We start from the raw sequence: 23,556 nt of genomic DNA on the forward strand, positions 1-23,556 counted from the left end.
AACGCCGACAGTAGCGGAAAGGTTTCGTGGGGCCCCGGGCCGGCTGGGAGCCCCGCCGCGGGCTTTCAAGCGCCCTGTTTTCGGGGTAACTTTGTAGGAAGTCTTATGGAGAATTTTGTCGTTTCGGCCCGGAAGTACCGTCCCGCCACCTTCCGCAGCGTGGTGGGGCAGCAGCACGTCACCACCACGCTGCAAAACGCTATTCAGAGCCAGCACCTGGCCCAGGCATTCCTGTTTTGCGGGCCCCGCGGGGTAGGCAAAACCACCTGCGCCCGCATCCTGGCCAAAACCATTAACTGCACCAACCTCACGCCCGAAACCGAGGCCTGCGGGGTCTGCGCCTCGTGCGTGGCCTTCCAGGAAAACGCCTCGTTCAACGTGCACGAGCTAGACGCCGCGTCCAACAACTCAGTCGAAGACATTCGCTCGCTGGTGGAGCAGGTGCGCTACCCCCCGCAGGCCGGCAGCAAGTACAAGGTGTACATCATCGACGAAGTGCACATGCTGTCCAATCAGGCATTTAACGCCTTTTTGAAGACGTTGGAAGAACCGCCGTCCTACGCCATTTTCATACTGGCCACCACCGAGCGCCACAAAATCATCCCCACGATTTTGTCGCGCTGCCAGATTTTCGACTTCAGCCGCATCCGCGTCGACGACATGCGCCAGCACCTGCGCTACGTGGCCACCCAGGAAGGCGTGGGGGCCGAGGACGACGCCCTGCACCTGCTGGCCCAGAAGGCCGACGGGGGCCTGCGCGACGCCCTGTCGATGTTCGATCAGATGGTGACCTTTGCCGGCAACAACCTGACGTACAAAGACGTGGTGCAAAACCTCCACGTGCTCGACTACGACTACTACTTCCGGCTGGTGGATGGGCTGCTGCAAGAAAACCTCTCGGCCGCGCTGCTCTTGCTGGATGAGGTGATGCAGCAAGGCTTTGACCTGCACAACTTTGTGGTGGGCACGGCCGAGCACCTGCGCGGCCTGCTGGTCTGCAAAGACGCCGTGACGGTGCAACTGCTGGAGGTGTCGGACGGCATCAAGAAGCAGTACGTGGCGCAGGCGCAGGCCGCGCCCCTGGCCTTCGTGCTCTCGGCCCTGAACCTGGTGAGCCAGTGCGACCGCGAGTTCAAACAGGCCAAAAACCAGCGCCTGCACGTCGAGCTCACGCTCATGAAGCTGGCCTACCTCAACGGAGCCGTGCAATTTGTACGCGATGTGAACGGCCCTGAAGCCGCTAAAAAAAAAAACTAGCAGCTTAGACGAGGGCCCCGCGCCGGCCGTTGCCGAAGCCCCAACACCCATTCGGGCGGTGCCCGCGCCGCTGCCAGGGCCCCCACCGGTAGCTGCCGCGCCCGCCCCTACCCCACCGCAGCCAGCGCCTGCGCAAGTGCCCGCGCGGCCCCCGTGGTATCGGCCCCCGCGCCGGCCGATGGGCCCCGAGCCGCTGCCCGTGGAAAACGGCGTGGACGAGCTACACGATACCCCCAGCATTGAGGCCGAGCCGGAGCTGGCCGTGGCCGAGCGCCACCAGGTGCGCGACACGTTCCCGCACGTGGAAGTAGGCGTGCCGAGTATGGAAGGCCTGGAACCCGAGCCGCGCCCGGCCCCACCGTCGCTCCTCAACCTGGGGGCCGGCGCGGGTAGCAAGCTGCCCAGCCTCAAGGATTTTAGCACCCGGCCCGCGGCGGCCAAGGCGGGCCCCGCGCTGGCTGACCCGCTGCCTAGCTCGGGCCCCGTGGCCCCCGTTGATGATGCGCTGCTCCAGCGCGTGTGGCGCGAAATGGCCGAGGAGCGCCGCGCCCAGGAGCGCATGAGCGAGTACACGCTGCTCAACCGCGCCGTGGCCGCCGGGCCCGACCACCGCATCGAGTTGACCGTGGACAACCCGGTGCAGGAAGACCAATTCAACGAGATGCGGACCGAGTTTTTGGTAGAGCTGCGCCGGCGCACCGGCCACCCCCGCCTCAACGTGGTGCCGGTGGTGGCGCAGGCGGCTCCGACCGCCCGAAAATTGTACACGGCCACCGACAAATTCGAGTACCTGGCCGAACGGTTTCCTGCTTTGCGCGAGGCCAAGCAGCGCCTGGGACTAGAGGCTGACTTCTAGCGGGTTGGACTGGCTAAGAAGCTGGGCTTAAGGAATGGAGCAGCCGGCGCGCAGCGCGCAGCTTGGGGCCCTGGGTGGCGCGTAGTATCCTGGGTTTCTCCTATAAAAACCGTTTTTTATTCCCCTATCAGCCAGCTACCTTTGTTTTTTCGTCCAGCTATTACCTTCCCGCACGCCCGATTTCGTGAAAAAATCTTCTTTGCTGTTACTTCCGGCCTTCGCAGCCCTGGGTTTTGCGACCGAATGCCAGACCAGTAAGCCGGCGGCCACTACTACGGCACCGGCCGCCCCCGCCCCGCCGGCCGCCGCAAAGGAGAAGACCTATTCCTACGAAACGGCTCCCAACGACCCACTCAACGCCCGCATCTACCACTTGGATAATGGCCTGACGGTGTACCTGTCGGACTACAAAAACGCTCCCCGTATCCAAACCTACGTAGCGGTGCGGGCGGGCTCTAAAAACGACCCAGCGGCCGCTACTGGCCTGGCCCACTACCTCGAGCACATGGTATTCAAGGGCACGTCGCGGCTCGGCACCAAGGATTGGAGCAAGGAAAAGCCCGAGCTGGACAAGATTGAGGCCCTGTACGAAACCTACCGCGGCCAGCGCAACGACCCCGCCGCGCGCAAGCGTACTTACCACCAGATTGACTCGATTTCGGGCGTGGCGGCGCGCTACGCCGTGCCCAACGAGTACGACAAGCTGATGGGCAGCCTCGGCTCGAAAGGCTCAAACGCGCACACCTCGAACGAGGAAACGGTGTACCAGGAAGACATTCCGAGCAACCAGCTGGAAAAGTGGGCCGCTGTGCAGAGCGAGCGGTTCACCGAAATGGTGCCGCGCTTGTTCCATACCGAACTGGAGGCCGTGTACGAGGAGAAAAACCGGGGGCTCGACAGCGACTTTAGCAAGGAGTTTGAGACGCTGAACGCGGCGCTTTATCCCACGCACCCCTACGGCACGCAGACAACCATTGGCACGATTGAGCACCTGCAAAACCCATCGATTACGGAAATTAAGAAGTACTTCGGTGAGTACTACGTGCCGAACAACGTGGCGCTGTGCCTGAGCGGTGATTTGGACTACGATCAAACTATCCGGCTGATTGACAAGTATTTTGGCACCTGGCAGAAGAAGCCAGTACCGGCGTTTAACTCACCCGTCGAGCAACCGATTGCAGGTACCATCACCAAGGAAGTAGTAGGGCCCCAGGCCGAGAACGTGATGGTGGGCTACCGCTTTGCGGGCAAAGCCACCCGCGATGGCCTGCTCCTGCGGATGGTGGACAAAATCCTGACCAACGGCCAGGCCGGCCTGTTCGACCTTGACCTGAACCAGCAGCAAAAGGTACTGCAAGCCAGCACCTTTACTGACCTCAATGACGATTACTCAACGCACATCTTGTTCGGGACGCCCCGCCAGGGGCAGGCGCTGGAAGCGGTGCAGGCCTTGATGTTGGCCGAAGTAGCAAAAGTGAAGCAGGGCCAGTTCCCGGATTGGCTAATTCCGGCCATCGTGAACAACGAGAAGCTGCAACGCACCAAGGATTACGAAAGCAACTTGGCCCGCGCCAGTGCTTTCTACGAATCGTTCATCGAGCGCATCAGCTGGGCCGATTACGTGAAGCAACAGGATGATTTCGGCACCATCACGAAGGCCGAGATCGTGAAGTTTGCCAACGACCACTACGGCGCCAACTACGTCACCATTTACAAGCGCACCGGCATAGACCCGAACACGGTGAAGGTGGTGAAACCGACCATCACGCCGGTGCCGGCCAACCGCGACGCGGCTTCGGCCTATTACACCGAGGTATCGAAGCTACCCAGCACGGAGCTGCAACCGGTGTTCGTGGACTATAAAAAGGACATTCAGCAAGCGGAAATAAAGCCTGGTCTGCCGCTGTATTACACCAAGAATACCGAGAACGGGTTGTTCAGCTTGTTCTACGCCATCGACCTGGGCACGAATAATGACCCGCGGCTCGACGTGGCCACCGATTACTTGCAGTACCTCGGCACCGGCCAGTATTCGGCGGCGCAGTTGCAGCAGGAGTTTTACAAGCTGGGCTGCTCGTTTGCCGTCAGCAGCGGGCAAGACCGGGTGCTCATCAGCCTCAGCGGGCTGGACAGCAACCTGGAGCCGGCACTGAAGTTGTTCGAGCAACTGCTGAATAATCCGCGCACTGACGCGGGGGCCCTAAAAAACCAAGTGGCTGGTATCCTCAAGCAGCGCCAGGACGCTAAGCTCAGCAAAGGCGTAATTCTGAACCAGGCCATGCTGAACTACGTGAAGTACGGCCCCCGGAACCCGTTTACCGACGTGGTGAGTGAGTCCGCTCTCAAGGCCCTGAAGCCGGAGCAGTTGACGGCCATCCTGAAAAAACTGCCCACCTACCAGCACCGCGTGCTGTACTACGGGCCCCGGCCAGTGGAAGGCACCGTGGCCGTGCTCAAAGCCGAGCACCGCACGCCCGCCAAGCTCACGCCCGACCCTGCCGCCAAGGATTTCACTGAGCAGCCGCTGAAAGACCGTAAAGTGTATTGGGCTGATTACAACATGGTGCAGGCCGAAATCCTGTTCCTGACCAAGGGCGACCTGTACGACAAGGGCCTGGTGCCCACGGTGAGCCTCTATAACGAGTACTTCGGCGGCGGCATGGGCAGTATTGTGTTCCAGGACCTGCGCGAGAGCAAGGCGCTGGCTTATTCGGCCAGCTCGCGCTACGCCAATGCTGACAAAGTGGGCCGCTCCAACTACATCGTGAGCTACATCGGCACCCAGAGCGACAAGCTGCCCGAGGCCATGACCGGTATGCAGGGCCTGCTCACTGATATGCCCCTGGCCGAAGCCAACCTCCAGATTGCCAAGCAGTCCATCCGCAACAGCATCGCCACCGACCGCATCACCCACGAAGGCATTCTGCTGAGCTACGAGCGGGCCCGCCGCCTGGGCCTCGACTACGACGTGCGCCGCGACGTGTACGAGCAGACCGCCAAGATGAGCTTTGATGACTTGAAGAAGTTTCAGGCCGCCAAAGTGAAGGGCCAGAACCAGGTAGTGCTGGTCATCGGCTCGAAAGACCGGCTCAACTTCAAGGAGCTGGCTAAGTACGGCACCGTGCAGCAGCTCACGCTAAAGGAGCTGTTCGGCTACTGACGCACCCTGGTTCGTGGGGCCCCGGAGTTGTCAGGCTGCGGGCCCGGCTGGCGCTTCGCCCGAAGCCGTGCCGCCCCGGGCCGCCCCCTAATTCCCACTCTGACAACGATTACTACTAACTGAAACCGCACAACTCTTTTCCACATGGCAGAACAGAAAATCACCATCAAAAATGGCAAGCTGAACGTACCCGATAAGCCCACGATTCCCTACATTGAGGGCGATGGCACGGGCCCGGACATTTGGCGCGCCGCACAACTTGTATTCGACGCGGCCGTGGAAAAAGCCTACGGCGGCAAAAAGCAGCTGGTGTGGAAGGAAGTACTGGCCGGCGAAAAATCCTTTAAGCAAACCGGCAACTGGCTGCCCGCCGAAACCCTCGATGCGTTCCGCGACTACCTCGTGGGCATCAAGGGCCCCCTGACCACCCCCGTGGGCGGCGGCATTCGCTCGCTGAACGTGGCCCTGCGCCAGGAGCTGGACCTGTACGCCTGCGTGCGCCCCGTGCGCTACTACGACGGCGTGCCCTCGCCAGTAAAACACCCGGAGCTGACCGACATGGTCATCTTCCGCGAGAACACCGAGGACATCTACGCCGGCATCGAGTACATGAACGGCACCCCTCAGGCCCAGAAAATGCTGGAATTTCTGGTCGACGAGATGGGCGTGAAGAAGATTCGCTTCCCCGAGTCGTCGTCGTTCGGCATCAAGCCCGTTTCGAAGGAAGGCACCGAGCGCCTCGTGCGCGCCGCCATCAAGTACGCCCTGGAGCACAAGCTGCCGTCGGTGACGATTGTCCACAAGGGCAACATTATGAAGTTCACCGAAGGCGCCTTCAAAACCTGGGGCTACGAGCTGGCCGAAAAGGAGTTTGGCGCGAAGGTGTTCACCTGGGCCCAGTACGACAAGATTGTGGCCAAGCAGGGCGTGGCCGTGGCCGACGCTTTGCAAAAGCAGGCCCAGGACCAAGGCAAGCTCATCATCAAGGACAGCATCGCCGATGCTTTCCTCCAGCAGATTTTGCTGCGCCCTTCTGAGTATTCGGTGGTGGCCACGCTGAACCTGAACGGCGACTACATCTCCGACGCCCTGGCGGCCATCGTAGGCGGCATCGGCATCGCGCCGGGCGCCAACATCAACTACGTGACGGGCCACGCCATCTTCGAAGCCACTCACGGCACGGCCCCCAAGTACGCCAACCAGGACAAGGTGAACCCCGGCTCGGTTATCCTCTCGGGGGTGATGATGCTGGAGCACATGGGCTGGAAGGAAGCCGCCGACCTCATCAACAAGGGCCTAGAAGCTGCCATCGACAGCAAGCGCGTTACCTACGACTTCGAGCGCCAGATGGAAGGCGCCACGCTACTGAAGTGCAGCGAGTTTGGCGCTGAGATTGTGAAGAACATGTAGTAGCCTAGCTACTGTTAGTTAATTTAAAACCCCCGCGTTGGCTTTGGCCGGCGCGGGGGTTTTAATTAAATTTATATCCTTTAGTCAGTTACAAAACTCCTTATTTAACTGCGGCTTGCTTGAACAAATCAAAGGCTAGCAGTACGTACACGTGGTTCAACCCCGTATCTAACCCTTGGCCGCTACCCCAGCCCGTATCGACTTCGTAGCGCACCAGCAGAGCAGCTTGGCGGTCTTTGGCGTAGCTGAACTGGGCCCCCAGACTGCCGCTCAGCCCTTCTTGAAATGAGCGGAAGTTATCTTGAAAGAAACCAGCGGGTTTACTGGCGTTACCTTGGTTATCGCTCTTTACCAAGGAGTTATTCAGTTGCAGAGCGTAGGCGAGCACGGGGCCCGCTTCGACGAAAGGCCGCACGTGTCCGGTGGGGTAGGTATAGCGCACCAGCAGCGGCAACCGCAGGTAAGCCATGTCAAACGTATAGCGGTCGGACGCGCTGGAGTAGGCATTGCCAAACGCTTGGTCGTAATGGATACTTTCGTAGAGCAGCGCCGTTTCGAGCGACAGCTTCCGGCTGAGAGCAGCTAAGGGTACGCTAAGCGACAGCCCCCCAATCGGGACGACTTTGGGAGAAAAGCTCAACTCATGTTGCGAGCCATACATGTCGGTAAACCTGACGTGCATGATGGTTTGCTCGGCCCCGAGCACAATGCCCAGCCTAGCCCGCGGCCCGCGCGGCGTACCACCAGCGGCCGCAATATCTGCAGCCGTAACAGTTTCCGGTGGGGCCTGGCAGTTGTTATAGGTGGTTACGGCCCGCGCCAGCTCAGCCGCAGTGTAGCGGAGGGTGGGCAGTTGGGCTTGGGCAACGGGGCAGCCCACTAACGCCTGGGCCAGCGTGGTGCGGTAGATGTTCTGCTCCTGCATAATGCTGGCTTGCTCCTGCATCACCTTGCGGTGCACAAGCTCGGCGAGCGGAAACGTTTCGGTGGCCACGTAGTAGTGGTCGGCGCGATCGGCGGTGCGCAACACGTACAAATTGGCGGGCCCGCTGACGAGCACCTCCAGGAAAGCCGGTTGCGGGGCCCCCACAGGAGTCAGGGAGTGGTAATGCTTGCGTTCGCCAGGCAGGCCGTAAGCCCGCAAATCGGCCGGCTGGAACACCGTGGCGGGGGCCCCGGCGCTAGGCCGGAAGCGGCACTGCGTGGCACTGGCCCGGGCATCGCGGTAGTCAATTTCGCCCCGCACAGTGTCGCCCGCCGGCTGTACTAAGTAGCCAGGGCGAAAGTCGGCCTGGGCCTGCACCGTTTCGCAGCCCACCCCAAGGGCAATCAATAATAGGGCACTAATGTAGTTCTTCTGCATATAATCAGGAATGTAAATAACTACCAAAGGTAGGGCGCCATAATACCACTTCGCAGCTAGGATGGCCAGCGTTTCCCGAATACTCGTTGGTTAATTACCGGGGCCCCAGCCACTGCTTCGGGCTCCAAGCACCGCTACTACTTACTCAGTACCGCCGTGCCGCCGCCATCTGGCAACGGGATGAAGCTCAGGCTTTGGCTTTGGCAAAAATCCAACACGGCCTGGCGGGCCCCTTTGTAGCTGTCGTTGTTGAAATCGTGCACGAAAATGAAGCCGCCTGGAGAAAGTCGGGGGTAAAAGAATCGCAGCCCTTCCAGGAGCGGGTCGTACAAATCGGCGTCGAGGCTGACGAAGCAAAAAGTATCGTCCACGTCGGCGGCCGTAGCTGGGAAAAAGCCCTTTTTAACGACGCATTGTTGCGGAAACGGCATTTGGGCCAGGACGCCTTCGACGCTGGTATCGGCAAAATCTTGGTTGCCGGCCGAGAAGCCCGCCGCTATTTCCGTGGCCACGTCCTGGTCCGCAAAGCCGGCGAAGGTATCAAACAAGTACAGCCGGCGCTGCGGAAAAAGCTGGTTCAGGCGCTTGGCAAAGGCGCCTTTGTAGACTCCCACTTCGGCCACGTTGCCGGGCACGTTTCGGCGCGTTATTTCCTGGGCGCACAGCCCCAGCGTGGCGTAGCGCACGTAGTCGAGGTTGGCGGGCAGCGGCGTAGGTTCCTGCTTGTAGCTCAGCGACTTGGTGAGGTAGAGGCGTTTGGATGCCAAAATGGTGGCTAGCTGATGGAATACGAATCGGGCAACGCTCATGGGAACTGCGGATGTTTTTGCCGGGGCCCCGCTGCGGGCAGCGCGGCAAGTTAGCCACTGCGCGGCCCCCAGCGGGGGCTAACATACGGGGCCAAAGCGTTTCCTTACTGCATGGCCAATCGTACCTTTGCCGGGTATGCCATCAATATCCCACCGCGGCCAGGCCATGCCGGTGTCGCCGTTTCGCAAGTTGCTGCCCTTTGCCGATGCTGCCAAACAGGCCGGCAAGGTCGTTTATCCGCTCAACATCGGCCAACCCGATGTGCTGACGCCCCCCGAAATGATGGAGGCCGTGCGCAACGCCGACATCAAGGTGCTGGGCTACGGGCCCGGGGCGGGCTCCGATAGCTACCGCCACAAGCTGGCCGCCTACTACCAGCGGGCAGGTATTCCGGCGGAATACGAGCACATTATGGTGACGACGGCGGGCAGCGAGGCCATCCTGTTTGCCATGCTCACCTGCCTCAACCCGGGCGACGAAGTGATTGTAGCCGAGCCGTTTTACGGCACGTACACTGCGTTTGCCATTGCGGCCGGCGTGAACATCGTGGCCGTCACGTCGCACATCGAGGACGGCTTTGCGCTGCCGCCGCTGGCTGATTTTGAGGCCATTATCACGGAGCGCACCCGCGCCATCCTCATCTGCAACCCCAGCAACCCCACCGGCTACGTGTACCGGCGCGACGAGCTGGAAGCCCTGCTGGGCCTGTGCATCCGCCATGATTTGTACCTGCTTTCCGACGAAGCCTACCGCGAATATTGCTACGACGGCGCCACCTCGACCAGCGTGCTCAGCCTGGCCGGCAGCGAGCCGTACGCCGTGGTGCTCGACACCGTTTCGAAGCGCTACAGCGCCTGTGGGGCCCGCGTGGGCGCCTTCGTTACGCGCAACCCCGACGTGTGGCAGGCCGCGTTCCACTTCGGGCAGATGCGGATTTGCCCCCCTACCTTGGAAATGATTGCCGCCGAAGCCGCGGCCGATTTGCCCCCCTCCTACTTCGACGGCACCCGCGCCGAGTACCAGGCCCGCCGCGACCTAATGGTGGCCCGCCTGCGGGCCATGCCGGGCGTGACGTGCCCGGTACCGGGCGGCGCCTTCTACGTGGTGGCGCGCCTGCCCGTGGACGATGCCGAGAAGTTCGGGCAGTGGCTACTGGAAGAGTTCACGCTCGACAACCAGACGCTGATGTTGTCGCCCGCCAACGGCTTTTACCACACGCCGGGCTTGGGCATCCAGGAAGTGCGCATCGCCTACGTCATCAACCGCACCGACCTGGCCGCGGCCATGACGTGCCTGGAGGTAGCGTTGCGCGAATATCCGGGGCGCACGCTGCATCTTGCCGGCGCGGCCGCCGTAGAAGCAGCGCAACCGTTCGCTTCTTAGCCCCCGCTGCCCATGGCCCCCGTATCCACTCCCCTCCCGGTGCCCGCTGAGCCATCGACCCACGACTATTCGGCGCCGCTGCGCGTCTGGCACTGGGGCAATGCGCTGCTAGTTACCGGGCAGTTGCTAACCATTCTGTTCCTGAAGGTTATCGTTGACGCGCGCTCGGCCATCCCGGAGTTTATAAAGGCGGCGAGCAAGGACGGTGGGGCCCCCACGGAGCAGCAAGGCCGGGCGTTTGCCCACATCATCAGCGAGCGAATCTGGGATTGGCACATTGCCATTGGCCTGGGGTTGGCGGCGTTTTGGCTGCTGCGCATGCTGCTGGAATTGCGGGGCCCCCAGGAGGTGCGCTTCTCGGCGCGCTTGCTGCTGGTGGCGCGCAAGTACCGCCTGGCCCCGCCCGCCGACAAGGGCAAAACACGACACGAGCTCCTGGTTAAGGTTAGCTACGCACTGTTTTATGCGTTCCTGACCATTATGGTCATCACGGGCCTTATTTTGACGTGGGCCGACGATGTGCCGTTCCTGCACAGCATCGAGCACACGGTCAAGGAAGTGCACAACGTGACCATGTACCTAATTATCGCCTTCTTCGTGCTGCATTTGGTCGGCGTAGTGTGGTCGGAAATCACCGACGACCACGGCTTGATTTCGCGCATGGTCAGCGGCACTAAGGCTGGCGACCAGCGCGCTTAGCTGCGGCAGCCCCGGGCCCTGAATCCGCTTCGCTGCCAGCAAAGCTGCCACACCGGGCCCCAAACCACTCGGCCAACGCCCTTCCGGGGCCCTAACCAGACAAAAAAAGAGCGGCTCCCAGGAGCCGCTCTTTTCATTTTACCCGTAGCTGCCGCGACTTATTTGTTCAGCGGCTTATCCTCGGCTTTTTGCGTGGAGCTTTGGACGGTTTGCAGCTGCATGGGGTTGGGCTGGGCCGGGAACGACTGCTGGAACAGCTCGAAGCGCGAGGCCACGGGCTGGCGCGGGTAGGCGTTGTTGCTCAGGTCGGTGTCGGCCGTTTGCAGGTAGGGGTCAAGCACGAAGCTCACTACCGGCTTGCTCGTGGTGACGACTTTGGTCACCTGCTCGTTGTTTTTGCGCCACAACTCCACCGGGATGTTCTGGATTTCCTGGCTGCCGTCGGCGTAGGTCAACTGCAGAATCACCGGCATTACAAGGCCGCCCACGTTGTGCAGGCTCAGCTCGTAGAAGTTGGTGTTGTCCTGCAGGCGTTGCTGCTGGGCGGGGGTCAGATTCTTGGTATAGGCGGTGTAGCGGGTGCGGTCGGCGTCGGTCACGGCCAGCGGATCGTAGCTGTTATAAAAGTCCTTGAGGTCAGGCTTTACATCTACTACCGTCTGCTTGATGTCCTGGGCGTTGCGCTGCTGCGACAGGGTTTGCGGCTGGGCGGCTTGCAGCTTCTGCAGGCGGGTGTTCTCCACACTCGGGTCCTTGGTGTTCACGTTGTAGTACTTCACCGCGTCGATGCTCAGGTCGCAGCGGTCGGTGGTGTAGAACCAACCGCGCCAGAACCAATCGAGGTCCACGGCCGAGGCGTCTTCCATCGTGCGGAAGAAATCGGCCGGCGTGGGGTGCTTGTAGGCCCAGCGTTGGGCGTAGGTTTTGAATGCGTAGTCGAATAGCTCGCGGCCCATCACCGTTTCGCGCAGCACGTTCAGGGCCGTGGCGGGCTTGCCGTAGGCGTTGTTGCCGAACTGGAGCACCGATTCCGAGTTGGTCATGATCGGGGTTTGCAGGCTCTTGTCAGTGCGCATGTAGGCCACGATGTCCTTCGGCTCGCCGCGGCGCGAGGGGTAGTTGCGCTCCCACTCCTGCTCCGTCAGGTACTGCACAAAGGTGTTCAGGCCCTCGTCCATCCACGTCCACTGGCGCTCGTCGGAGTTCACAATCATCGGGAAGAAGTTGTGGCCCACTTCGTGGATGATCACCGAAATCATCCCGTACTTTCGGTCGGCCGAGTAGGTGCCGTCGGCTTCGGGCCGGCCGCCGTTGAAGCACAGCATGGGGTACTCCATGCCGCCCACCGGGCCGTGCACCGAGATGGCCACCGGGTATTGGTACGGGATGGTGAACTTCGAATACGTTTTGATGGTGTGGGCCACTACTTCCGTAGAGTACTTGCCCCACAGCGGATTACCCTCCTTGGGGTAGTAGCTCATGCACATTACCGGCTTGCCGTCCTGCTTGATGCCCATCGCGTCCCAGATGAACTTGCGCGAGCTGCACCAAGCGAAGTCGCGCACATTTTTGGCGGCGAAAGTCCAGGTTTTGGTGCCCTTGGGCTGGCCGCCTTCGCTCTTCACGGCCTCGTCCTGGCTCACGATGAGCACCGGCTTCCGGGCCCCTACGGCCTGGCGCAGGCGCGCCTGCTGGGTGCCGGTGAGCACCTGGGCGGCATTTTGCAGCGTACCGGTGGCGCCCACCACGTGGTCGGCCGGGGCCGTGATGCTCACGCGGTAGTCACCAAAGGGCAGGGCAAACTCGCCATTGCCCAAAAACTGCTTGTTCTGCCAGCCCTGGAAGTCCGAGTATACGGCCATGCGGGGGTAAAACTGCGCGATTTCGTACAGGTAATTCTTGTCTTTTGGGAAGAATTCGTAGCCGCTGCGGCCGTTGATTTTCAGCTGGTCGTTGATGTTGTAGCGCCAGTTGATTTTGAACGACACCGACTGCTTGGGCCCCAGCGCCCGGGGCAAGTCCACACGCATCATGGTGTGGTTGATGACGTGGACCAGCGCCTTGCCGTCGGTCGAAGTCACGGCCTCAATCTTGAAACCGCCGTCGAATTCGCGCTGCAACATATTGTCCACCGCCTGGAACGGCACCCGCGCGTCGAGCGCGGCCACTTGCGTGGCGGTGGTGATGGAGTTTTTGTCGAACAGGTTTTGGTCGAGCTGCACCCACAGGTAGGGCAGCGTGTCGGGCGAGAGGTTGGTGTAGGTGATGGTTTCGCGGCCCGTGATGGCCTGCTTGGCATCGTCGAGCGTCACGGCGATGGTGTAGTCGGCGCGCTGCTGCCAGTACTGGGGCCCCGGGGCCCCGCTGGCGGTGCGGTAGCTGTTGGCCGTAGGCAGCATGGTTTCGAGCTGCGCGAACTTGTCGGTGCCAGAGTTGGTGTTTTGCGCATAAGCGGCCGGAGCGGCCAGCAGCAGCGCCAACGCGGCTTTCAAGGAGGAAAAACGGGGCATAAACCGGGGAATGGGTTTCAGAAAAAGGACCAAAGCCTTCAAGACCAATAAAGGCAGCAAATTACGCCGCTAAGTTGCAGGGCCCTCGGCAGCAGAGAATTATTTCTTGCCTCAAGCATATTTCTGTTGCAGCAGCAGCAGCGCCGCCACACCCAGCGCCGCGCCGCTCACGGCCAGCACCCAGTCGCGCCGGGCCACGCCGAAGCCGCGCAGCAACAGGGCCCCCAGCGCCAGGATCACGCTCACAATCAGCACCTGCCCCAGTTCCACGCCCACGTTGAAGGCCAGCAGCTCCAGCACCGGCCGGCTCTGCTGGCCCAGCAACTCGCGCAAGTAGTTGGAAAACCCCAGCCCATGGATGAGGCCGAACGCGGCGGCCAGGGCGTTGGGTGCGGCCCACAACATGGGCCCCAAGAACCGGTTTGCGGGGGCTGGCCGGCCCGGGGGCCCACCCGCACGAGGTTGAAAACGGCCGTGGCCATGATGGTGACTGGAATCAGGGCCTCGATGATGGCTGGCGGAAACGTGACGAGGCGCAGGGTGGCCAGCGCCAGCGTGAGCGAGTGCCCCACGGTGAAGCTCGTGACCAGCGCCAGCACCCGGCGCCAGTCGGCCAGCACGTAGGGCGCGCACAGGGCCAGCAAAAACGTGAGGTGGTCGGTGGCGCGCGGGTTGCAGATGTGCAGAAACCCCAGGTGCAGGTAGGTTTGGAAAACGGAGCCCATCCGGCAAAACTACCGAACCAGCTTGCTTGGGGCGCCTGCCAGACTTCAGCCAAATTACTGCGGTAGAGTGTAAATGAGTACGCTATTCAATTAGTAACCTGCTATATTGCGCTCTTATTTTTTTCCTCTTTTTATATCCCAATGCACAAAATTTTACTTATCGGATTATTGGTTGGACTGTTCGGTTTCAGGGGGACTGCTCAAGGCCTCGAAAACGACACGAAAGGGCTTAAGCAGCGTTTGCGAAGCGAATACCTGCACAACGACACGGCGCAGGCCATCATCAATTTGTATGGCCGCCGCCAGGGCGGGGGCGTCGGCTGGATGACGGCAGGGGCCCTGTCGGCGGTGCGCATTGCCACGGCCGGCGGCACTACCACCAACTACGGCGGCTACGCGGTGCAACGCGAGGGCCCCGACATGGGCGCGGTGTTCCTGATCACGGCGCCCATCCTGGGCTACGGCTTGTCTAAAATACTGCGTTTCAGCAACGGCCGCCTCGAAAAAACCCTCACGGCCTACGGCGCCGGCCAACCCCTGTCTCGGTCGCTGCGGCGCAAGCTCAAGCCCCGCTTCTTCAACCAGCCCATTATCGAATACAAAGCCGTGCCCGTGAAGGCCGCCAGCTAGCCCTGCTATGCGCTTCTCTCTCCAATTGCTGCTGGCGCTACTATTGCTCGGCAGTTCGGTGGCCTTTGCCCAGTCGGGCGCGGCCAGCGCACCTACCCCGTCGCCCGCATTGGGCGCCGCACCCGCCGATTCGGGGGCCGTGTTGGTGTTCAACAACTGGTACTTGCCGCGCTACCGGGCCACGGCCACCAGCGGCGCCGACACCACGGGGGCCCTGCTGTCGCTGTTTCGCAAGCGCCGCACGGCGGGCTATTTGTTCTTGATTCCCTACGCGGTGGGGGCCTCGCTGGCGCTGCCCATTGCCACCACTGATACCTACGGGCAGCGGCACGTGGCCAGCGAAGCCATTTCGCCGCCCCTGGGCATCACCATCCTGGCGGCCACGGTGGCGGGCTTCGTGGCTCACGCCAACAAGTTCAACAAGAACCATTTGCTAGCTGTGGACCGAGCCTATTACGCCGGCCAGCCCGTGCCCGCCAAATACCGCCGCCTGCTCAAGCCCCGGCACTTTGCCGACGCCGCCTATCTCCGCGAAGCACTGAACCAGCAGATGGCACGCGAGAAAATGACGGCCCAATAAGGAAAAATGAAGTAGCCAATAGCTGGCTTGGCAGGCAGTGGTCCTGGCTGTTCTTGCACCGCACGCCGGCGTTGCGCGGGATGAAAAACCTGCGTAACGACGGCGTGCATTCATTTCATAAACAATTTTATATACTATATTTATTCTACTCCTCTTCCACTAGGCCCAGCGGCAGGGCCCCGGAGCAACTCGCATTTTCCCACCCTCCACCCCCCGCCACTATGGAAACTGCCCTTGAGCAAATCCGCGAACAGCAAAAGCAGACGTGGGACAGGTTTTCGCCCGGCTGGAAAAAGTGGGACAGCTGGACCATGAATTTTCTTCGCCCTATGGGGTACGAGATTGTTAGCGCCCTCCACATCACGGCCAGCGACCAGGTGCTGGACGTGGCCACCGGCACCGGCGAGCCCGGCCTGACCCTGGCCCGCCTGGCCAACCACGGCCACGTCATTGGCTTCGACTTATCGGAAGGCATGCTGGCCGTGGCCCGGGAAAATGCCACGCGGCAGGGCATTGCCAACTACGAAGCGGTGGCGGGCGACGTGTGCGAATCGCCTTTCGAAAACCACCGTTTCGATGCCATCAGCTGCCGCATGGGCTTCATGTTTTTTCCCGACATGCTGCTGGCGGCGCAGGAAATGCACCGGGTGCTGAAGCCCTGCGGCCGGCTGGCCACCTGCGTGTGGGCCACCCCCGCCCAAAACCCCTGGATAACCACGATGATGGGCGCCATTGCCGCGCACATGGCCCTACCAGCCCCACCACCCGGGGCCCCCGGCATGTTCCGTTGCGCGCAGCCCGGCATGCTGATTGGCCTGTTGCAAGCCGCTGGTTTTGAGAATGTCCACCAAAAAGAGGTGGTGAGCATCGTTGGTTTTGCGACGCCGGAAGAATACTGGCAAAACATGACGGAGGTGGCCGCGCCCGTAGTGGCCGCCATGAGCCAAGCGGACGAAGCCACGCGGGCAGCCATCAAAAAATCAGTGTTTGCGTCGCTGGAGCAGAACAGGGTCGACGGGGAAATTCGTCTGCAATTTGCTTCACTGGTGCTTTCGGCGGAGAAAGGGTAGCCACGCTCGGCTAGCGCCATTGCAATGCAACTGGCAGGGAGCACGGCAATACTGCATCTACCCCGGAGTCGAAGTACGTTGGCACATTACCAAACAGTAAGAGTTGCATCGATTTGGTTTCGATAGGGCCCCCAAGCGCCAGCGGTTTCAACCAGCTCGCCCCAGGGCCCTACCAGCCGCAGAGATTACGCGACTGAGCTGCCGGGCGCGGCGGCGGATACTGGCCAGGCCAGCAAGGCGCGGGCGGCATCCTGACCACTGACGAGCGCCGCCTCCACGGTGCCGGCAAATGGGCCGCTGTAGGTGCCCTCACCAGCAAAAAACAGCGTATCGGCTATCGGCGCCGCCAACGCTGCTTGCGCTGCCCCGGCGCCCACCGTGGCGTATGAATACGCCCCGTAAGCGTAGGCCTCGCGGCCCCAGTTGCGCACGTAGCTGGCGCAGAGTTGCGCTTGCAAGGCCTCGGGCGACACGGCCAGCAACGGAGCCAGCGACGCCAGGGCGAGTTGCAGCACTTCTTCGTCGGGGGCCCCGGCTAGCCGCTGCGCCGCGGGCCCCGCCAGCCAGCCGGTGAGCTGGGGCGTGGCGGCGGGCAGCTGGCTCCACCAGGTAGGTACCGGTGCGTCGGACAGCAGAAACTCCAACTCTGGCAGCCGGTCGTCCCAGAAATCGGTGCGGAATTCGAGCACGATTTTGATAACCGAGCCAAAGCCCAGCTGCGCCGCGGCAGCCCGGTGCGCGGCCACTTCCGGCACAAAGCCGAGGTAGCCGGCTTGCTGGGGGCCCCGCTGCCACACCCCCAGCGGCACGGTGCACAGCATCTGCTGGGCGCGGTAGGTGGCGCCGGCTTCCGTCACGGCCTCAACTTGCCCGGGCTGCCACCGGATTTCCCGCACCGGCGCCGCCAGGTGCAGCAGGCCCCCCGCCGCCTGCGCTTGCACCGCCAGCCCGTGCAGAAGCGGCCCGTAGCCCCCCAACGGCCGCAACGAGCCCTGGGCCCCGCCCGCCGACCACTCGTCGCGCATGGCCCAGGCGCTCACGCGGTGCGGATCGGCCGCGTCGTAGCCTTCGGCAAACTGCGTGGCGAAGGTGCGCAGCGCGGCGTGCTCGGGGCCCGAAAATTCGCGGGTGAGGAAGTCAGCCAGCGGCATATCGTGGGCCAGGGTCTGGAGTTTCTCCAGCAGCGGGGGCAGCAACGCAAAGTAGTTGGCCTGGGCCTGCAGCTGGCCACCTTGCACCAGGTACAATTCGCCATCGGCTTCCTCCCACGTGATGCCCGCTTCGGCCATCAGGGCCCTGGTGAGCGGCACTTCCCCGTGCATAAATTCCGCCCCAGCCTCGATGGCGCGGGTGAAGCCAGGGGCCCCCAGCGTGTGCACGCGCCCGCCAATCCGGTCCTGGGCCTCCACGATGCACACGCGCCGGCCGGCCCGGGCCAGCTCCCGGGCCGCGAGCAGGCCCGCCGCCCCGGCCCCAATAATCAGCACATCGGCAGAATAATTATTGCTGTTGTTAATCATAGTAATACGCAAGAAAAAGCCCCGCTAGCAAGCGCCAACGGGGCTTTTTGTTTGAACAACAGGTTAGTTCAGAGTGCCGGGTAATTCTTGTAGCATTCGCGCTACGGTTTTGTCCAGCGGGTCGATTTGCGTTTGCATCACTAGCCAAACAAACTCAAAATCGGTATCGAAATAATGATGCGTCAGCTTATCGCGCATCCGGGCAATGTTGCGCCACGGTATTTCGGGGTAAGATTCGCGCCACTCAACCGGAAGGCTCTTGGTCGCTTCGCCAATAATCTCAATGCTCTTGACGACGGCACGGCACATTACCTCGTCGGCTACCAGTGCTGCTAAATCGGGTAGTCTCTGCTGGCACCGCTGCAAAAACTGTATTTCGTCGCGGATGTGCAGCAATCGCTCAAGCGGCGGTAAGGACATACTCGGTAGTCGTTAAAATATGCGGCCCGACGTAGGGCGACAGTCCGGGCCGCGTAAGCAATTCCACCTCACGCCCCAGTAACGCCTCCAAAAAGTCAACTATTTCAAAAAAACCGTTGAATGTCTTGCGGCCCGGCGCAAAATCAACCAGCAAGTCTATGTCGCTATGGGGCCCCGCCTCATCGCGCACAAACGAACCGAACAGCCCTAACTGGGCCACGCCCAGCGCCCGCAGTTGCGCCTGTTGTTGGCGCAGGCGTTCCACTACTTCGGCTTTGGTCTGGACAGGTTGCATGGAAGTGTGCGGTTGAGCGTGCGTAAAGATAACGGAGGGTCGATCCACACCCCCGGCCCCGCCGTGCCGGAGTGTGGCGGGAGATACTTGGGCTTCATACAGCTTACTTATTTCTAGCCCCTGCGCCTCGACCGCCACGCGGGTAGCAGCAGTGTCTCTTAAAAAAACTTCGTAGCCTAAGCAAAACCGCATTTTTCATTATATCTTATTGCTGTTAAGTTCTCTATACCTAACTTCTTGCAATCAATATGAAAGAAATTATCAAACTGATAATTCAACAGAATCCAGGCCTATCAACTGTCCTTTTCACAAGTGTACTATTACCTGTAGCTATACTCTGGTTAACAAACAAGCACAATAGGAAGCTTAAAGAGCTTGAAAAATATATCGATTTGAGGTTCAAAACCAAAGATGATATTAGAGAACAAGAGAAGCGCGTATATTCCTCGCTTTCAAAGATATTATTTGACGTTCAGCAATTACATGTTTCCCTATCAGGAACATGCGTTGATACTTCTTGCATTACAAATGCGTTATCAAAATTTGATGTATCAGTCAGCAAATGCCATGATGATATTGCAAACAACATGCTTTATCTTTCATCAGATGCTATAAATTTGATTTACAGCTTTTATAGCATAATCGGAGAGTTGAAAATTCAATTACAGGAGCTTGATAAAAGAAATGAGTATAACATAGCCCATGTTACTGTTTACTACTTATCCCAAAATCTTGCAAATATTCTAATTGAAATTCAAGAACTGTTCATTTCACATCGCAGTGATTTAAAAGTTCAATTTGATAAGTTGAGACAGGAAAAGATGAAGTATTGCTGCGGACAAGAACTACCAAAGGTACTTAAAGAAAAATATGAAGCCGTAAGACTTGCTCTAATTGAACAGCGTTTAATCTAACATTAAAAAGCCCCGCCGACTTCACGCCAGCGGGGCTTTCCCATTTTAAAACTCAGCGAATTAAACCGCCGGAATTTCCACGTTCTCGAACTTCACCGCGCCATCTTCCAGCACGGCTTCTACCACGGCGTCCTTGCTCACTTTGCCGGAGAGTATCTCCTTGCTCAGCTCGTTGAGGATCACGCGCTGGAGCACACGCTTCAGCGGCCGGGCCCCAAACTGCGGGTCGAAGCCCTGCTCGCCGAGGTAGTCGAGCACCTCGTCGGTGGCTTCGAGCTGGATGCCGGCCTCGTGCAGGCGCTGCTGAATCTGCTTGAACTGGATGTCGACAATCTTGCGGATTTCCTTGCGCTTGAGCGGCTGGAACATCACGATTTCGTCGATGCGGTTCAGGAACTCGGGGCGCATGTGCTGGCGCAGGCGCTCCACTACTTCGTCGCGGGTACGGTCCACCACTTCCTCGTGGTTGTACTCATTCAGCTCCTTGAAGTTCTTCTGAATGATGTCGGCTCCCGTGTTCGAGGTCATGATGATGATGGTGTTCTTGAAGTTCGCCACCCGGCCTTTGTTGTCGGTGAGGCGGCCGTCGTCGAGCACTTGCAGCAGGATGTTGAACACGTCGGGGTGCGCCTTCTCAATCTCGTCGAGCAGCACCACCGAGTAGGGCTTGCGGCGCACGGCCTCCGTGAGCTGGCCGCCTTCGTCGTAGCCCACGTAGCCGGGAGGGGCCCCGATGAGGCGCGAGGTGGCGTGGCGCTCCTGGTACTCGCTCATGTCGATGCGCACCATGGCGTTTTCGTCGTTGAACAAGTACTCGGCCAGGGCCTTGGCCAGCTCGGTTTTGCCCACGCCGGTGGTGCCCAGGAAGATGAAAGAGCCTATCGGCCGCTTGGGGTCTTGCAGGCCGGCGCGCGAGCGACGCACAGCATCCGAGATGGCGGCAATAGCTTCGCTCTGGCCGGCCACGCGGCGGCCCAGCTCGGCTTCGAGGTTGAGCAGCTTGTCGCGGTCCGATTGCAGCATTTTGTTCACCGGGATGCCGGTCCACTTGGCCACTACTTCGGCAATGTCCTCGCTGGTCACTACTTCTTGCAACATCCCGCCGCCGCTGTCTTGGGTGGCGTTGGCTTCGTCCTGCAGGGTTTTAAGCTTCTGCTCGGCCTCCTGGATTTTGCCGTAGCGCAGCTCGGCCACGCGGCCGTAGTCGCCCTGGCGCTCGGCCTGCTCGGCTTCGTTCTTGAAGCGCTCGATGTTCTCTTTTTCGGTTTGGATGCCGGTGAGGACAGATTTCTCACCTTCCCACTTGGCCTTCAGCGAATCGCGCTGCTCGTTCAACTCCGACAAGTCCTTGCTCAGCACGGCCTCGCGGTCGTGGTTGTCTTCGCGGCGCATGGCTTCGCGCTCAATTTCAAGCTGCATGATGCGGCGCTGCACTTCGTCGAGCTCCTCGGGCATGGAGTTCATTTCGATGCGCAGCTTGGCGGCGGCTTCGTCCATCAGGTCGATGGCCTTGTCGGGCAGGAAGCGGTCGGTAATGTAGCGGCTGCTCAGCTCCACGGCCGCAATCACGGCGTCGTCGGTGATGCGCACGCCGTGGTGCAGCTCGTACTTCTCCTTGATGCCGCGCAGGATGCTGATGGCGTCGGGCTGGCTGGGCTCGTCCACCATTACGGCCTGGAAGCGGCGCTCTAGGGCCTTGTCCTTCTCGATGTACTTCTGGTATTCCTTGAGCGTGGTGGCGCCGATGGCGTGCAACTCGCCGCGGGCCAGGGCGGGCTTGAGCAGGTTGGCCGCGTCCATGGCGCCCTCGCCGCCCCCACCGGCCCCAATCAGGGTGTGAATCTCGTCGATGAAGAGCAGGATTTGCCCCTCCGAGTCGGTCACCTCCTTGATAACGGCCTTGAGGCGCTCTTCAAATTCGCCTTTGTACTTGGCCCCGGCCACGAGCAGGCCCAGGTCGAGGCTCATCAGGGTTTTGTCTTTCAAGTTTTCGGGCACGTCGCCGGCCACGATGCGCTGGGCCAGGCCCTCGGCAATGGCGGTTTTGCCCACGCCGGCTCGCCCAGCAGCACAGGGTTGTTCTTGGTGCGGCGCGACAGAATTTGGAGCACGCGGCGGATTTCCTCGTCGCGCCCAATCACGGGGTCCATTTTGCCCTGGCGCACCCGCTCGTTCAGGTTGACGGCGTAGCGGTTCAGGCTCTGGTACTGCTCTTCGGCGGTTTGGCTCGTGACGTTGCGGCCCCCGCGCAGCTCCTGGATAGCGGCTTTCAGGTGTTTCTCGCTGAAGCCGTTGTCTTTGAGCAGGTTCGCGGCGCTGTCTTTGCCGCCGAGGATGCCCAGCAGCAGGTGCTCGACGGAGACGAACTCGTCGCCCATCTCCTTCATTTGGGTGTTGGCGCGCTGCACGGCGTTGGCCGCGTCGTTGGCGAGGTAGGGCGAGCCACCGCTCACTTTGGGGTAGGCAGCCACAATGGCGTCGAGGCGCTGGCCGAGGTTGGCCATGTTGGCGCCCAGTTTCTTGCCCAGAAACGCCAGGGTGTTCTCGTCGTTCTGGAGCAGGGCCTTCAGCAAATGGCCCGTTTCGATGGCCTGCTGCTGGTTGGCCCCGGCAAGTTCGGTGGCCTTCTGCACGGCCTCCTGTGCCTTGATGGTGAAGTTCTTAAAGTCCATGGGTGCTAGGTTCTAGTAAGTGCTTCGGGTGAGGAAGTTCGTACGAGAAGCATAGCAAAGCAGGTGCGAGAAGGCTTTTTCGGACTTTTTGACTATAAATCAAGGCTACATGGGGCATAAATGAGACAGTTTGCCATAATTTTAGCCCTCAAGGACCTTGACACAAGACACTTTGATTCGATATTTTTAATTCTATAAACCCATGTGCCTTTTAGACAAATTAATTTCAACTGGCTCTGGACTGTTCACGAAGAGTTACCCAGATTATTCTTATGGCCTAATTAGGCACCTAGGCATAGAAAACATGCTTCAAGCCGGGCAATGGGCCGCATTTGAGAATATAATTTACTCTCTTAATAGTGAGGATTTGACCCGATTGCTGGACGGAATCTGTTTGACGGACAGATACGAGAGAGCTCTCAAAAATTATTTCTCAACTGAGAAATCTGAAGTAAAGCAACTAATATCTGGCGCACATAATCTATACCTTGCGTGGAAACTGCGGGGCGCTAATGTTGGAAATTCTTTAACTGGAAAGCAAGTTGACGGTTTTATATTTTATTTAGAGAAGTCGAGCCAAGATTTTTCGTACGATTTCAGCAGCCCAATATTGGAAGCGGAATCATGCGCCAGATTGGTGCGGGTTTACATGGGTTTCAGTGACACCGAAGCAGCTCAGTCAGCCTATTCAACCGCAATACAATTGATTCCGAATCATTTGCTGGCTCACCTCAATTACTTTAAAGTTACATCTCCCAAGTGGCTGGGTAACCTTGAAATAATGGCAAGCTTTGTAAATCAAGTTGTGGATGCCGAACTCAAAAACTTGTTACAACTGATGTACTTAGTAGAAGTATATAGCGACCTATTCTACAGCTTTTCATTAACAGCTAACTCAAAATTCCAGAAACTACATGGTCAACTCATTAAAGAGGCCTTAGCCGCTAATACAGTTCCAAGTGGCAATTCTTTACTGGCCATTTATACCTGCAACTACCTAGCTTGTCTATACCAAATACTTGGCTTTAGAAAAGAAGTATCGGCAATTAAACCCCGGCTCAAAGGCCGACGCACTATCTATCCTTGGGCTTATTTCGGTTGGGTTTAACTATTACGATTTCCATCCAACTAATGCGGCAACATCTACGCGGCGCAAGGCTCACGCTGAGTAATTGAGTATAGTTAGAGCAGTTCTCAGGTTACTGTACATGATAGCCGCAATGGTCAAACCAATTTTTCGCGTCTTGTTCGGTTATCCAGTCGGTGGCGGTTTTCATCACGT

The 23,556-nt window shown here is 59.8% G+C and carries 18 protein-coding genes and 2 pseudogenes; 11 read left to right on the top strand and 9 right to left on the bottom strand.

Features of this window, described 5'->3' with window-relative positions; genetic code table 11:
• Positions 1-105: 105 nt before the first annotated feature.
• The 4 genes from BEN49_RS21245 (at position 106) to icd (ending at position 6,683) form a co-directional block, all read left to right on the top strand.
• Positions 106-1,257: a DNA polymerase III subunit gamma/tau gene (locus BEN49_RS21245; protein ID WP_070746418.1), complete on the top strand. Its 1,152-nt coding sequence runs from the start codon at positions 106-108 to the stop codon at positions 1,255-1,257.
• Between the two features lie 136 nt (positions 1,258-1,393).
• A complete protein-coding gene (locus BEN49_RS21250) occupies positions 1,394-2,113 on the top strand; it encodes a DUF8439 domain-containing protein (protein WP_125917085.1) in 720 nt (239 codons plus the stop codon).
• Between the two features lie 184 nt (positions 2,114-2,297).
• Positions 2,298-5,273: a M16 family metallopeptidase gene (locus BEN49_RS21255; RefSeq protein ID WP_239692042.1), complete on the top strand. Its 2,976-nt coding sequence runs from the start codon at positions 2,298-2,300 to the stop codon at positions 5,271-5,273.
• A 144-nt stretch (positions 5,274-5,417) separates the two neighbouring features.
• Entirely contained in the window at positions 5,418-6,683 is a 1,266-nt protein-coding gene (gene icd / locus BEN49_RS21260; protein ID WP_070746421.1) for an NADP-dependent isocitrate dehydrogenase, read from the top strand.
• A gap of 100 nt (positions 6,684-6,783) precedes the next feature.
• On the opposite strand, the gene BEN49_RS21265 is transcribed toward icd, so the two are convergent.
• A complete protein-coding gene (locus BEN49_RS21265; RefSeq protein WP_070746422.1) occupies positions 6,784-8,046 on the bottom strand; it encodes a porin family protein in 1,263 nt (420 codons plus the stop codon).
• A gap of 137 nt (positions 8,047-8,183) precedes the next feature.
• Positions 8,184-8,855 (bottom strand): TylF/MycF/NovP-related O-methyltransferase, encoded by a 672-nt coding sequence (locus tag BEN49_RS21270; RefSeq protein ID WP_083326326.1) that lies wholly within the window; start codon positions 8,853-8,855, stop codon positions 8,184-8,186.
• Between the two features lie 136 nt (positions 8,856-8,991).
• Here BEN49_RS21270 and BEN49_RS21275 point away from each other — a divergent pair, with 136 nt between their 5' ends.
• Positions 8,992-10,239 carry a pyridoxal phosphate-dependent aminotransferase gene (locus BEN49_RS21275; RefSeq protein WP_070746424.1) on the top strand — a complete coding sequence of 416 codons (1,248 nt, stop codon included), beginning with the start codon at positions 8,992-8,994 and terminating at the stop codon, positions 10,237-10,239.
• Between the two features lie 12 nt (positions 10,240-10,251).
• Positions 10,252-10,938 carry a cytochrome b/b6 domain-containing protein gene (locus BEN49_RS21280; RefSeq protein WP_070746425.1) on the top strand — a complete coding sequence of 229 codons (687 nt, stop codon included), beginning with the start codon at positions 10,252-10,254 and terminating at the stop codon, positions 10,936-10,938.
• Between the two features lie 158 nt (positions 10,939-11,096).
• On the opposite strand, the gene BEN49_RS21285 is transcribed toward BEN49_RS21280, so the two are convergent.
• The 3 genes and pseudogenes from BEN49_RS21285 to BEN49_RS30255 all read right to left on the bottom strand — a co-directional run.
• A complete protein-coding gene (locus BEN49_RS21285) occupies positions 11,097-13,448 on the bottom strand; it encodes a M1 family metallopeptidase (protein ID WP_070746437.1) in 2,352 nt (783 codons plus the stop codon).
• A 111-nt stretch (positions 13,449-13,559) separates the two neighbouring features.
• Positions 13,560-13,853: a HupE/UreJ family protein gene (locus BEN49_RS30250; protein ID WP_262490234.1), complete on the bottom strand. Its 294-nt coding sequence runs from the start codon at positions 13,851-13,853 to the stop codon at positions 13,560-13,562.
• A 101-nt stretch (positions 13,854-13,954) separates the two neighbouring features.
• Positions 13,955-14,173 (bottom strand): annotated as a pseudogene (locus BEN49_RS30255) (HupE/UreJ family protein); the annotation flags it as partial.
• 240 nt (positions 14,174-14,413) lie between these two features.
• Here BEN49_RS30255 and BEN49_RS21295 point away from each other — a divergent pair.
• From BEN49_RS21295 to BEN49_RS21305, 3 genes are all read left to right on the top strand, one after another.
• A complete protein-coding gene (locus tag BEN49_RS21295) occupies positions 14,414-14,803 on the top strand; it encodes a hypothetical protein (protein WP_070746426.1) in 390 nt (129 codons plus the stop codon).
• 7 nt (positions 14,804-14,810) lie between these two features.
• Positions 14,811-15,383 carry a hypothetical protein gene (locus tag BEN49_RS21300; RefSeq protein ID WP_125917087.1) on the top strand — a complete coding sequence of 191 codons (573 nt, stop codon included), beginning with the start codon at positions 14,811-14,813 and terminating at the stop codon, positions 15,381-15,383.
• Between the two features lie 221 nt (positions 15,384-15,604).
• Positions 15,605-16,453, top strand: coding sequence for a class I SAM-dependent methyltransferase (locus BEN49_RS21305; RefSeq protein WP_070746428.1), 849 nt, complete (start codon positions 15,605-15,607; stop codon positions 16,451-16,453).
• Between the two features lie 185 nt (positions 16,454-16,638).
• Here the strand turns inward: BEN49_RS21305 and BEN49_RS21310 are convergent, their stop codons facing one another.
• The 3 genes from BEN49_RS21310 to BEN49_RS21320 form a co-directional block, all read right to left on the bottom strand.
• Positions 16,639-17,973, bottom strand: a complete 1,335-nt coding sequence (locus tag BEN49_RS21310) for a flavin monoamine oxidase family protein (RefSeq protein ID WP_070746429.1) — start codon at positions 17,971-17,973, stop codon at positions 16,639-16,641.
• Positions 17,974-18,036: 63 nt separating this feature from the next.
• Positions 18,037-18,393: a HepT-like ribonuclease domain-containing protein gene (locus tag BEN49_RS21315; RefSeq protein WP_070746430.1), complete on the bottom strand. Its 357-nt coding sequence runs from the start codon at positions 18,391-18,393 to the stop codon at positions 18,037-18,039.
• Positions 18,374-18,688 (bottom strand): nucleotidyltransferase family protein, encoded by a 315-nt coding sequence (locus BEN49_RS21320; protein ID WP_070746438.1) that lies wholly within the window; start codon positions 18,686-18,688, stop codon positions 18,374-18,376. Before BEN49_RS21320 ends, BEN49_RS21315 begins: the two co-directional genes overlap by 20 nt.
• A 248-nt stretch (positions 18,689-18,936) precedes the next feature.
• Here BEN49_RS21320 and BEN49_RS27230 point away from each other — a divergent pair, with 248 nt between their 5' ends.
• Positions 18,937-19,602 carry a hypothetical protein gene (locus tag BEN49_RS27230; RefSeq protein WP_125917089.1) on the top strand — a complete coding sequence of 222 codons (666 nt, stop codon included), beginning with the start codon at positions 18,937-18,939 and terminating at the stop codon, positions 19,600-19,602.
• 60 nt (positions 19,603-19,662) lie between these two features.
• Here BEN49_RS27230 and clpB read toward each other — a convergent pair.
• Positions 19,663-22,274, bottom strand: a pseudogene (gene clpB / locus BEN49_RS21330) (ATP-dependent chaperone ClpB).
• A gap of 202 nt (positions 22,275-22,476) precedes the next feature.
• On the opposite strand from clpB, the gene BEN49_RS27235 reads away from it, so the two are divergent.
• Entirely contained in the window at positions 22,477-23,382 is a 906-nt protein-coding gene (locus tag BEN49_RS27235) for a hypothetical protein (RefSeq protein WP_125917091.1), read from the top strand.
• Positions 23,383-23,556 lie beyond the last annotated feature (174 nt).

This window comes from Hymenobacter coccineus, from assembly GCF_001816125.1.
GTDB lineage: Bacteria > Bacteroidota > Bacteroidia > Cytophagales > Hymenobacteraceae > Hymenobacter > Hymenobacter coccineus.

Coding starts and splice junctions, on each gene's coding strand:
- BEN49_RS21310 (WP_070746429.1), bottom strand. CDS start 17,973: ATGATTAACAACAGCAATAATTATTCTGCCGATGTGCTGATTATTGGG.
- BEN49_RS21280 (WP_070746425.1), top strand. CDS start 10,252: ATGGCCCCCGTATCCACTCCCCTCCCGGTGCCCGCTGAGCCATCGACC.
- BEN49_RS21300 (WP_125917087.1), top strand. CDS start 14,811: ATGCGCTTCTCTCTCCAATTGCTGCTGGCGCTACTATTGCTCGGCAGT.
- BEN49_RS21275 (WP_070746424.1), top strand. CDS start 8,992: ATGCCATCAATATCCCACCGCGGCCAGGCCATGCCGGTGTCGCCGTTT.
- BEN49_RS21265 (WP_070746422.1), bottom strand. CDS start 8,046: ATGCAGAAGAACTACATTAGTGCCCTATTATTGATTGCCCTTGGGGTG.
- BEN49_RS21320 (WP_070746438.1), bottom strand. CDS start 18,688: ATGCAACCTGTCCAGACCAAAGCCGAAGTAGTGGAACGCCTGCGCCAA.
- BEN49_RS21285 (WP_070746437.1), bottom strand. CDS start 13,448: ATGCCCCGTTTTTCCTCCTTGAAAGCCGCGTTGGCGCTGCTGCTGGCC.
- BEN49_RS27235 (WP_125917091.1), top strand. CDS start 22,477: ATGTGCCTTTTAGACAAATTAATTTCAACTGGCTCTGGACTGTTCACG.
- BEN49_RS30250 (WP_262490234.1), bottom strand. CDS start 13,853: ATGTTGTGGGCCGCACCCAACGCCCTGGCCGCCGCGTTCGGCCTCATC.
- BEN49_RS21245 (WP_070746418.1), top strand. CDS start 106: ATGGAGAATTTTGTCGTTTCGGCCCGGAAGTACCGTCCCGCCACCTTC.
- BEN49_RS27230 (WP_125917089.1), top strand. CDS start 18,937: ATGAAAGAAATTATCAAACTGATAATTCAACAGAATCCAGGCCTATCA.
- BEN49_RS21315 (WP_070746430.1), bottom strand. CDS start 18,393: ATGTCCTTACCGCCGCTTGAGCGATTGCTGCACATCCGCGACGAAATA.
- icd (WP_070746421.1), top strand. CDS start 5,418: ATGGCAGAACAGAAAATCACCATCAAAAATGGCAAGCTGAACGTACCC.
- BEN49_RS21270 (WP_083326326.1), bottom strand. CDS start 8,855: ATGAGCGTTGCCCGATTCGTATTCCATCAGCTAGCCACCATTTTGGCA.
- BEN49_RS21305 (WP_070746428.1), top strand. CDS start 15,605: ATGGAAACTGCCCTTGAGCAAATCCGCGAACAGCAAAAGCAGACGTGG.